The following is a 12,247-nucleotide window of genomic DNA, read 5'->3' as shown; positions in this document are numbered from 1 at the left end:
AGAAATTCGCACAGCATCTTAAAACAAATCTTCAGAGAGCGGGTGTCTTCAATCTTAATTTTCTTTTTTATTTAGCTCCTCAGCGATACAGGCTAATCTGGGTACACAATTTAGCCCTTTAGTACATTTAATGTTGTTGTAAATTCAAAAGCCACTCCGTTTATGGAATGGCTTAATTGCGTTCACGAGCGAGACGCTCGCGCCAGCTGGGGAGGACAAATGTTCCGAATACTATTTTTTCAAATTTTAATGAGGTTCGCCAGCAGATACAGGATAACTTGGATTCTATTTTAACAGTTTGGTACACTTTAAAGTGCTATAAAAAGCAAAAGCCACTCCGATTGGAGTGGCTTTATTTTGATAAATTCTCAATTTTAATAATCGTGTTCTAAACAAGATTCTTCATAAACCCAAATACCTTTTTCTTCTCCATCATCTAAATAGTTCTTAATTGGAGTATAATTTACAATTTTTGGAATATTTACTGCAACAATACTTCTAACAGGCAAAACTTCTGATTCACAACTATTTTTATTCAGCCATTCTCTTGTCGATTCAATTTCGTTATCATCATAGAAAAAAATTCTTATTGTACTATTTCCTGACGTTTTAACAAAATCGTCAAAATAATACATTTTCTCATCATCATCATATTCGGCTGTAATTGTGTCGCCTAATGAAATTCTTTTTGCGACGAAAGGAATATTATCAACTATAAAATTTTCTCCATCTCTCTCGCACCAAATAGTTTCGGTTTCAAATTCACCTTCATTTATTTTTTGCACAAAAGCGACCTTTACATTACTTTCTTTATTGTCCATATTATTAACTATTTATCGCTTTTTTTAATATTACATCCTCGGCACAAAACCTGTCCATTGGCAGGTGTCCCACTACCTCCTTTTGCTTGTGCTTTCTTATGGTCAACGTTTGTTTCTTTTTTAGATGGTGTTACACCTTTTTTAGATTGTGTCGCTGGTACTGTTTCTACTCCGCAACCCTCACAAACAGTTTTACCACCATTTTTTGCTTTATTTACATCTATTACAGCTTCCTTACCCGCTTTTGTCATAGGTAGACCAGGTCTATCTTTCTTACTTAACTTAGCCGCTCTCTCTTCTGGTGTAGGTTTTGCTTTTGCTTGGTCAATACTTCCAGTCGTTGCATTCTTTGGAACTAAATCAACTTTTACGTCAGACCCTCCCATTACCGTATCTACAAGTTCGCCAACAAAGTTACCAACAGTTTCCCACATACTAACTCTTGGTACAACTTCGACAGCTTCAACTCCAATGGTAAATTCTGGCGTTACACTTACACTTTCTACAGGTGCAAATTCTACTTCTACAGAAAGAATAGGTGAAACTAGTTCTAAACCTTCTAATTCTCTACCTAATCCCATTTTATTCTCTTGGAAAGCATAGGTCGAGTTGTAAGCGTATTTTTCCGCTAATGGGTCTATAGACATAAACCTTCCAAGAGCAAAATCATAATTTCTCCATTTAAAGCTGTCCCAGTTCAGTCCCAGCTCATCTTGACGCTCTTGCTCTTGATACTTATACTTATTATTAGTAGCCACATAATCATTATATCCTTTATGTTTTAGCCCAAAAGGATAATAATTATTTTCTTCAATAATTTCAAGAACCTGGGTTGTCGGGTTTTTGGCAAAACTCAACCGTATGTTTCCTAAATGGTCTTTGTACTGATACACATAGGAAAGCGCACCGGCATCATTTTTCACATACCCTTCTGCGGTTGGGAAAAACTCCAGAACATTGTCTTTGTACTGAAAACCTCCCAGATAATTGGTACTCGTTGTCGTGGTTCCTTCCTTTACAATTTTCTCCAGCTTTTGTCCTGTCGCGTTGTAAATATACTCAATTGTATTTCCTGTGCCAAAAGTTATTTTCTTAGGTAAATTGAGTTGGTTGTATTGTATTTCGGTGATATTTTTGTTTTTATCAGCAATCAGGTTTCCGTTCGCATCATAAGTGTAATCATCCCCTGTGGTATTGGCATCGTTAAATCCGCTTGTATTTGGGATGTTATCGGTCACTTTTGAAAGCTGGTTGGAATTGGCGGGATACGTATAGGCTAAATTATCTATTACATTGGTACCGGCCTGCATGTCCATATCCCCGTTTCTGTTCAGCGAGAGGATATTTCCGTTTTTGTCGTACCAGAGGTTCTCGTTATAGGAATCTGTGGTTAACTTTGATTTTTGATAAACAGCACTCATCAGCCTATTAAGCTTGTCGTACTGGTAACCATAGGCGCGTTCCGTATTATCAGCTCCCGTTTTCCAGAACGTTTCGGCTATGTTTCCGTTGTACAGGGCATTCACATTCGGGATTTGGGCCTGCGGTTTGTCATAATTGATTTTAAAGGCAAACAAATCAACGGGGTCTGTATTTTGCTGCAGATCATCGGTTTTGTTGATCTCCGTAAGCCAGCCCCTTATATTATAAGTATAATCGACTTTCTGCAAAGGGCTTCCCGTGCTGTTCCCTACCAGCTTTTCGGTTAACTGTCCGAGCTCATCATAGGTGTTCGCCGCCAAAAGCTCAACTGTCCCTCCGTTTATCTGATGGGTATGGGTCAGTAATCGGTCCTGGGCAGAATAGGTGAATTCTTCCCTTATGCTGATTTCGTTATCTCCTGCCGTGCGTTTGTGTTTGCTAATGGTATAAAACGGTTTTCCGCTAAAATCAAGTTTACTGTCCGTTGTGGTATAACCTCCCAAATGATTCTGGGCATAGGTCCTCACTGCGCGTGCCTTCTGATCATAAACCGTTGTTGTGGTTTCCCCTGCATTTGCCGTGGCCGTTGTGACCGCCCTTGCCCAGCTTGCCGTTGCCAGGCCTTTTACATTGCCCAGAACAGTCTGCTGCTCTACAGTGGTTGGTATTGCCGGCGCATTCGGATAATTATAATCATCATAATAATTAACCGTTAAAAGTTTAAAAGTGGTCGGCGCAATGGCATTACTGTAATAAACCTGTATATTATCAATACTGCCGGAGGTTTCTTTTGTTTCAAACAATTTAACAGCCGTCTCCTGGGCATCCTGAAGTGATTTTCTGGTTGCGGCATTAGCCGACTGACCCATCCAGCCGGTATAAACCGGACGGCTAAAAGCATCGTATTTGGTAATGATCCAGCCAACGCTGGTATCATCCTTAAATGGCGATAAGGCCGGACCCGTGGCAACGGGCCTGTCCAGTTTGTCATACACGATAAATTCCCATTGCTTGCCCGGTAATTTTTTCTCAACCAAACGGTTATTGCCGTCATATTTGTATTGATAGCATAGTCCGTTTAAAACTTCATCAGTGATGTCCCCGTCTGCTTTTGGAGGAATCACATAGGTCAGGTTTCCGTAAGGGTCATAAACATAATAGGTATCATGTTTTGTTGCTGATTCATAAGTCCTTTTTAAGACTACCTGTCCTTCCTTGTTTTTAAATTCTACTGTAGATCCGGAAGATTCCCCTGGGTTTGCACTGGTGTTTTCATCATAGGTGACATTCTTGTATAACTCATTTGCGGCATAATTTCCTGAATCTGAAAATGCTGTTTCGTACAATCCCAATCCCGCATCCCATGTTGCCGAGGCCTGGTATAATTTTACTTCATCTTCCGTATTGGTATTATAGTCCAGCTTGATCTCATGACCGCTGCCCATAGCCCACGAAGTGCCCGGGGCCGCCTGTTTCAATACCCTGTTTAAGGGAGAGGATTCGAATTGTTTCTCAGAAAATGGATTAGACGTGTTATCGTATTTCTGTGATCCGTAAAAATCGATTGTCGCTTGTGCAGCACCATCTGTAAAAGCCATATTTAAAGAAGAAGATTCATACGGCAGATATTCTTTTAGCTGTCTTCCAAAATTATCATATTCTATCGTTGTTATTATATCTTTTCCTAATGAGGACTGTTTATTGGCTATTTGCTGCGTTGGCCTGCCTAGCCCGTCAAAGTAGGTGATATTGGATTGTACCTGATCGATAGACGGGTTCTCTATAACAGTTTTTGTTGGTTTTTTATAAGTTTTTGTAATGATATAATTATGGTCTGAAGATGGGTTTGTCAAGTTCGAGCAATCAGAACTTGTGCCTTTTATTAAGGGACAGTTATCTGAATTATCTCTGACATAATTACCATTTGGCGCCGTGCATTGCTGAATAAAAATTGAAGGATCGCCCAGACCATCAGGTTCGTTATCGGCATACCATTTAGTATTTGGATTTAGTGTGGCTTGAGTATCATCACAATCAGCATTATTGGTAACCCAATTTAATGGCTGAGCACTGTAATAAACACTAACATTTGGATTTCCAAAAGTATCTCTGTCAAAATCTTCATAAAAATTTTGCGGAGGGATGTTAGTAATCATCTCTGTTCTGTCATCGTAATCTGAATTATTGGTTACATATCCCGTAGGTTGGATACTATAATACAAACTTACATTTGGGTTCCCAAAAGTATCTTTATCAAAATCTTCATAAAAAATTCGTGGAGCAATATTTATAATGTTTTCGGTACTATCATCATAATCATTACCATTATCCACATACTTAGTAGGCGGTTCACAGATTATCACCTTTATAGCGCTATTTCCAAAGCCATCACCATCATTATCAAAATACCACGTTTTAATTTGTTTTAATGCCGGATTACCGTCATCACAATCTGTAGAATTCTTAACGTATCTATAGGGTTGTGTACAACTTTGCATGCTTATGGCATTATTACCATACCCATCTCCATCTCCATCATAGTACCAAATATTACTTGGGTTTATTGTTATATTTCCATCATCACAATCTCCGGAAATATCCACATACCCTGCTGGTTTTAAGCAACTTTTAATAATATTTTCATTAGCTCCAAAGCCATCATGATCACCATCAGGATACCATATTTTATCGGGAAATATATTAACGTTATTATCATTACAATCCCCACCCTTTCGTACATATTTACCAGGTGCGTAACAGCCCGTAACAATATCATCATCGGTACCATAATTATCACCATCGAAATCAAAATACCAAACTGTATTAGGATTTAATACTGTAACGGCATCATTACAGTCATTTGGATTGTCTGCATAGCCAACTGGTTTCGTGCAGCTCAAAATAGTAGATGTATTCGATCCGAAATTATCCCCATCTACATCTATATACCAAACCGTGTTTGGATTTATGAGCTTCTCGAGGTCATTACAATCAGCATTATTGGTTACATAACCTACTGGCATTACACTGCAAAATATTGTCTCATTAGGATTGCCAAAAGTGTCATTATCAAAATCTCTGTAAAAAGTTTGTGGCGCAATATTGGTAATTGTCCCATTTCCATCATCATAATCACTGGCATTTAAAACATAACCCGTCGGTTGCAAACAACTCATTGTAGTAATTGAAACAGTACCAAAAGTATCACCATCAGCATCACGATACCAAACTGTATTTGGATTTACCGGTTTATTATTATCATCACAATCTAAATTGTTAGTCACATAGCCGGGAGGTTTTATACTATAAAATACTTTAGAATTTGGGTTTCCAAAAGTATCTCCATCAAAATCCAGATAAAAATACTGGGTAGGGGCCACGTTGGTAATATATTTATTATTATCATCCAAATCTGTTTTATTGCTAACGTATCCCTGTGGCTTAGTAGGGCTTGGCCTGCTTATCTGTGGATTTCCAAATCCATCTCCATCATAATCCTCATACCATGTATAAGAAGGCTCACCACCCCCGCCACCTGGTGGAGCTGCATTAACACTTACTTTTTGTGCATAACCAAATGATATTGTCAATAACAATAAAAAACTACATATATATATTTTCATTTTTTTCTTTTTAGTTTTTATAATGATATTGATTTTCTGATATAATGTTGCCCTGACTATCTTTTACCATTTTCAATCGGTTATATTCGTCATATTCATAATAAGTTGTAAGACCTTTTGGATCTGTAATTGTACTTATACCTATTAATGGTTTGTAGCTATAGGTTGTAATCATTGCATTAGATAAATTATTTCTAAATGTATTTTCGTTAGTGCTATAAGCTGTGATGGCATCATTATAAACTGCATTTTCAACTTTAGCAATTGGCTTGGTTTTATTGTATCCCCAGATAATCGACACTGGCATACCGCTTTCTAAAGTATACTGCATTATATTACCAATATTATCATATTTATCATAGGTTATTTTTTTCTCTAAAGAATTTGATGTATCAAGTGAATTAGGAAACTTAGCGGCATAAATAAACTTTGGCAACAACAAATTAGAAGTGCTAGCATCTTTTGCATATTCAGTTTTTTGTTCGGATTGTTTTACACCAGCTCGCAGCGTTTCTGTTTTTAGTGGTGTATCAATTCTGTTAGCATCGATCATTTCTGATATAAAAGGTTCGTTTACCATAGCCAGATCCTGAGGATAATAAAATTTAGTTTCTACAGTCTCTTTAAATGACGATTTTGTACTTTGCGATGTTAGCTGGATGTGAAGCGAATTAACATATTGATACGTTGTTGTTGTCTCAATTGGATTTAACCCATTAAGATCGTAATTTTTTGAAGTAGTAGATTCAAGATAAAACCAATAAGCTTTTGTTTTGTATTCAATAATACTCAAGTTCTCTACAGTATTTACATTTGGACAAGGTTCATCATAATTTTTTCTAACAGAATAAGCCTTTATTTCGTTCGCATATGCGGGATCTAATTTGTAATTGTTTTGCGTTTCTGAAACAATTACAAATGGGTTAGTTGAATTTTTTTTCTGCAATATTTGTGACTTTACTTCTAAACCATTATCCCAGCCAAAATTTGTAAAAGGTGCACTCTGAATATCTGAACCTAATAATAATTGTCCGAAATTGTCTCTATGAACAATAAATTCCTTCATTTCTCCGCCATTCTCAAAATTATCACCACCTTCACTAACAGTAACATACTTATAAAAACAATTACTATTTCCGGTATCAAATAAAGATATCATACTACTTGAGCTTACCACCAAATCAGACAGATCTGTAAAAAGACAAAGTCCTAAACCATCACCGCCGCTAGGACACATCGCTCTTTTATTTACAACTTCCATATATAATGGTGATCTTCCCTTATCTCCAGATGAATGATTTAGATCGTCTTTACCAGCATAATAGTATCGCTTATAAACCGGTGTTGCTGTAAGGGCAGTATAATCTCTTGTTGACTTAATTCTCACACCACCAGTTACTATGTTGGTATTTACAATAACCGGAGCTGTTCCGTAATAAATAATATCTGTCATAGCATAAGCACGAAGCCCGGTTTTACTAAAATATAATTTATATGTTTTTCCTGCTACGGCATCAAAATAAAAATTATTAGTTACTTTATTTATAAATCTAAAACTTCCGGGATGAAGAAAAGGAGTGCCAAATTGTGAAATTTCATAAAAATCAAGATATTTATTTGGGTCAGCCGTATCAACTATTTGCAATGATGCACTATAATTACCGGTATCATAAGGATCAGGTATTAAATTGCCATTAGCATCGTATCTTGGTTCTTGACTAGGTACATAAGTACACCATCCTCGAAATTCAACTCTCTGATTAACTGGTGATGTAAAAGTTGTTTCTGTCGGAATATCACTATTGTCTGTTGCCGCTCTTGATATCTTTAAATTTATTTTTGGTGGATAGGTCGTTTTTTGTCCCCAATAAGTATTACTTTCATAATCAAATTCTGTATACCCTTTTGTTGGGTAAATGACCCTTTTTAGCAAACCTATTTGTGCAAAATTTCCATCTGGCTCTTTATCTGCACCATTATAATTAATATCATCTAGTCCATATTGGTTAATATATTTAGGAACCAGATTAGTATTACTTTTTCCATTGTAATAGCCCCAATGATCCTGACTGTAAGATAGCCTCTGAGGAAATTGTGTTTGGCTTATATATTCAAAACTATATTTTTTAGTTGGATCGGCAAATGTAATATTTTGCAAAAAGACCCTTTGATTTGCTGTTTTTAAATAATTAAAATCAATTTTTTCAATTGCAATATTCTCAGCATTAAATAGAGTGATATTTGCTATTTTGCTATTTCCGACTACTTCTTCATTAATTCCGGAACCTGAATATGTAAAAATCACATAGCCGTCTGTGGCATTATTACTCCAAATTTTATTGACTCTTTTTCCCATCACAGTCATATTCTGAGTATTAATTCCACTTAAGGTTGGTGCCTTAGAATAAAGAACTCCCCCACATCCAAATTGCATTGGCGGATAAGACATTTCTAATGATTGAGAATTACTTGAGACATAATCCATGTTATAATCATCGTATGTTAAATAAATTTCAGGCCCGTTTAGATGTACAATTTTACTTAAGTACCAAGCCGTTACACTTGACGAAATAACAGATTGTCCAGATCCTGAATTTCTAAATGATGTCGATTCCTTCTCTGTAAAAAAATACTTAACACCATTTGTTCCAGTAATTACAAAATCTGCATTACCCGTTCCTGTTCTTTCAATCTTAATTTTCTGATTGTTTACCAAAAACGGTACCCCATTTTTATCATAAGTAAACTTTCCTGAATTTCCGTTGAAATTAAACGAATATTGATCCCTTTCTGTGTCAGCAGTAGCCTGACCGGCTGATTTATAAAACTGAACTCTTTGTGCTTCAGTTGCGTTTGCCAAGTCATCAGGCGGATATACACTTGCCAACGCATCATCATTTTTATCTCTTACAGTACGAGTAATAACTCCACCAAAATTAAGATTCCATCCTAATCCAACATTCGAGGACACTTCATCTACCTTTATACCGTTTGAGCCATAAAAAAGTGATATCGGAGATTCTAAATCTTTTGCTTTAAAACTAATTAATGGAATCGAGAGATTCGCTGATCCCGTAAATAAACCTACAGGTACGTTCCCAAATTTTCCTAACTCTCCCGCTGTAGGTGACGGTGGTACTATATTAGGCAAAAATTTATCTGGATCAGACTGCGCAATACCACCTGCTGATATAAACATGAAAAGCAGCAAAAATAAAATTTTCACTGAATGCTTTAAAATTAACTTATACATTATAAAAATATTTTTAATGAATTGATTTTATGACTTTAACTGATTCCGTTTTAACATCGGTTTTTGATATAAATGATGGAAATTCCTGTTTAATCTGCATGGATTCTACCATACGATTTCTTCCAAAGAATATCTTGGGAATAACGAAAAAAGGGCAATAAAATAAGAAGTAATAAGTATAGTTTTTTCATAAAAACGCTTTTGTTATAAAGTTTTGGTTATTCTAGATTTGCGGGCAAATCTAAATCTCTCACTGGACAAAACTTTACGGCTTTCCTCATTTTGGAATAAAAATTTCGCAAATTATCAATATTTAAAATTTATAGTTTTCAAAATCAATTACTTTGGAAGATTCCCATATTTGGTTGTGATTATCCTGGATAGTAAAAAAAAAGAATATTCTTTCAAATTAAATAATTTGAAATATATATTATCATTTTATCAAGAGAACAAAAAAACTTGCTTGTCTATCTTTATATAAAATAATGAATTACTAATCAAACAACTACATCTAGTTCTGTTCAAAATCAATTAATGCTAAAATGGAATATTTTTAAAATAACTAAAAAAGTTTTAAAGAAAGTTTTGTGTATTTTAAAATTAATTGCATTTTTGCACCCGCTTAGAAAACAGGCCCGTTCGTCTATCGGTTAGGACGCATGGTTTTCATCCATGTAAGAGCGGTTCGATTCCGCTACGGGCTACTAACATAAAGCTTCAGAGAAATCTGGAGCTTTTTTTGTTTTAATTGTTTTTATCAATAAGCAGTTCATTAATCTCGCTTAGCAGCTCAAATTCATCCACAGGAAAGAGCTGCATTACGACTTCTAAAATAAGAGTCACATTAACAGATGAATTTTTCACCGTCCCAGAAATTTTTGGTGCCTCATGATCCAATGCCAAAATACATAATTTAAGCATGCTTGTAATAACACAGCCAAGCTCAAAATAATTTACTAACTTGATTTCGGCGGTATAAAATTCTGTTTTATCATTTGGCGCTTTTAATGTATTTAAATATAGAGCCATTAATTTTCTAAGATATTCTAGGTCTTTAACTTCTTTTATTTCCATTATAATATTATTCTCGTATGTTTATTTTTTACTTCTAGTAATTTGTACTTTTAGTTATCATATATGATAACCTGTTTATGCAAATATATGACAAAATTTGAATTATCATAAAAGATAATTATTTTGAAACAGACGATACAGCAAAAAGTTGGAAAAAGAATTCAGGAAATTCGGATTGAGAAGAATATTTCTCAACAGGAATTAGCTTCAAAATGCAATTTTGAAAAAAGTAATATGTCGAGATTGGAAAAGGGAAATGCAAATGCCACGCTTTCTACTTTAGAAAAAGTTTGCGATGCCCTTCAAATAGATTACAGTGAATTATTTAAGTTTTAAAAATAGAATTTTTAAAACATTCGTATATAAATCTTACAGTTTTAACCTTAAAAAACTTCTTAATAATTAAATAACCATATTTTCTTAAAATCAGTATTTATCTTAGTGATTGTTTTTATAAATTTGCGATCTCATATTAAAACCCATTATTTTTAATGCAAAATTGTGACTTTCATAATACCACAATTACTTTAAAGTCTTTAATTCAAAATAATTAAATCCAATGTTTAAGAAAAACAAATCCCAATTTTTATTTTTTATTCTTTTAAATCTCTTTTTTTCCAGTAATTCCTTTTCTCAAAAAAATCTTTATGCCGGAATTGAAATCGGACGCCGAGCAATAAAAACTTCAGTTCTGGATGTAGATAATATCAAAAAAGCTGATTATAAAATTCTTTATTTCTCGAATGAGAGACTTAGTCTTGCTGATCATATTACTGCTTCTGGCGAAGTTCCTCAAGATGATATTGAAAAAATTAGCGCTATCATTGTTGCGCAATTGAAAGAAGTTAGAGAAAAATTTAAAGTTCCGGAAGCAAATATATTTATTGTTGCTGCTCCAGTTTTTGCTTCTGCCCGCAACATCGATATTTTGAAAAATAAAATTTCGACTCAAACCAACAAGGGTGTTGATGTAATTAATGTTGACGAAGAACCTAAAATACTAGTTAAAGGCGCTATACCGCCTGTTGATTATTCTAACGCTATATTACTTGATATTGGTGCGCAAACTACTAAAGGCGGCTACATTGACGAACTTAAAGACAACAAATTAGAGTTTATTCCTTTAGAACTTGATTTTGGCACTATGACACTTACCGACGCAGTAAAGAAAACGGTTTTAAATCAAAGTCAGGCTAATGATATGTCAACTTATCAGGAAAAATCTTTTGATTATAATCCGGTTCTGCGCAAAAAGATCAAAGATATGCTGGACGCCAATCCTCTTATATTAAAAAAGGAAAAAATCTATTTGTCAGGAGGAGCCGTTTGGGCTTTTGCAACGCTTTATTATGATGAAAATGTTAAGGATCATTATATTTCTTTAAACTTAGAAGACGTTAACAATTATGATGCGATTCTTAAAAATAATTTTGTCAAGTTTACCAACCTTTCTAAAACCAATAAAGAAGTTGCCAGAGTTTTAAGTACCTACGACCAAAAATATCTTATATCGGCAAATAATATATTAGTAAACTTTCTGGAAAGTATTCCAAATGTAAATTCAAAGAAAATATATTTTGTAAAAGACGGGCAAGTAACCTGGCTAATGTCATACATCGCAGATCGTTCTAAAAAAGTAAACACAAATTTTTAAAACATCACATAAATCAACTAAAAAAAAGCTTCGGAGAAATCTGAAGCTTTTTTAGTTTACAGCCTTAGCAAAATTATGTCTTTCAATTACAGGCAATATTTAAGGCATTTTGTGTTATTTAAAATAAAGTTTTTAAATACTTCGTGTACTAATATTCTAAAACAAAAAGAATATTTAAATAATTTCTGACACAATATAAATCAAATAAATAATTTAAAAAATCATTAAAAAAAATCTATTTTTACCCGCTTTAATATTTGAATTATCTACATGGGGAAACTTTACTTTTTACAACTATCATTTTTATTAATAATTACATTAGGCGTTTACGAACTCCTATTAACCTATCAGTTCAATCTTGAGAAAAAATGTTTTGGCTGTCCTAATTATTCCGGAAAAT

At 34.3% G+C, this 12,247-nt stretch carries 6 protein-coding genes and 1 tRNA gene; 3 read left to right on the top strand and 4 right to left on the bottom strand.

Annotated elements, in window-relative coordinates; genetic code table 11:
- Nucleotides 1–374 precede the first annotated feature (374 nt).
- The 3 genes from AC3QL1_RS09335 to AC3QL1_RS09325 are packed head-to-tail and all read right to left on the bottom strand — an operon-like array spanning nt 375 to nt 9,092.
- Complete coding sequence (locus AC3QL1_RS09335) at nt 375–821, bottom strand: DUF4265 domain-containing protein (RefSeq protein WP_492497024.1); 447 nt, start codon at nt 819–821, stop codon at nt 375–377.
- Between the two features lie 8 nt (nt 822–829).
- Complete coding sequence (locus tag AC3QL1_RS09330; protein WP_492497022.1) at nt 830–5,866, bottom strand: DUF6443 domain-containing protein; 5,037 nt, start codon at nt 5,864–5,866, stop codon at nt 830–832.
- Between the two features lie 10 nt (nt 5,867–5,876).
- Nucleotides 5,877–9,092 carry a hypothetical protein gene (locus tag AC3QL1_RS09325; protein WP_492497020.1) on the bottom strand — a complete coding sequence of 1,072 codons (3,216 nt, stop codon included), beginning with the start codon at nt 9,090–9,092 and terminating at the stop codon, nt 5,877–5,879.
- A gap of 659 nt (nt 9,093–9,751) precedes the next feature.
- Between AC3QL1_RS09325 and AC3QL1_RS09320 the strand changes: the two genes are divergently transcribed.
- A tRNA-Glu gene (locus tag AC3QL1_RS09320) sits at nt 9,752–9,823 on the top strand.
- 40 nt (nt 9,824–9,863) lie between these two features.
- On the opposite strand, the gene AC3QL1_RS09315 is transcribed toward AC3QL1_RS09320, so the two are convergent.
- Nucleotides 9,864–10,193 carry a hypothetical protein gene (locus tag AC3QL1_RS09315; protein WP_492497019.1) on the bottom strand — a complete coding sequence of 110 codons (330 nt, stop codon included), beginning with the start codon at nt 10,191–10,193 and terminating at the stop codon, nt 9,864–9,866.
- A 123-nt stretch (nt 10,194–10,316) separates the two neighbouring features.
- On the opposite strand from AC3QL1_RS09315, the gene AC3QL1_RS09310 reads away from it, so the two are divergent.
- Together AC3QL1_RS09310 and AC3QL1_RS09305 are read left to right on the top strand one after the other, a co-directional pair.
- Entirely contained in the window at nt 10,317–10,529 is a 213-nt protein-coding gene (locus tag AC3QL1_RS09310) for a helix-turn-helix domain-containing protein (RefSeq protein WP_492497017.1), read from the top strand.
- A gap of 223 nt (nt 10,530–10,752) precedes the next feature.
- The gene (locus AC3QL1_RS09305; protein ID WP_492497015.1) at nt 10,753–11,847 is read left to right on the top strand and encodes an exopolyphosphatase; all 1,095 of its coding nucleotides are present in this window, start codon (nt 10,753–10,755) and stop codon (nt 11,845–11,847) included.
- Nucleotides 11,848–12,247 lie beyond the last annotated feature (400 nt).

Source organism: Flavobacterium sp. GW823-FHT04A11 (assembly GCF_058796535.1).
This window is presented reverse-complemented; position numbering and strand designations above follow the sequence as displayed.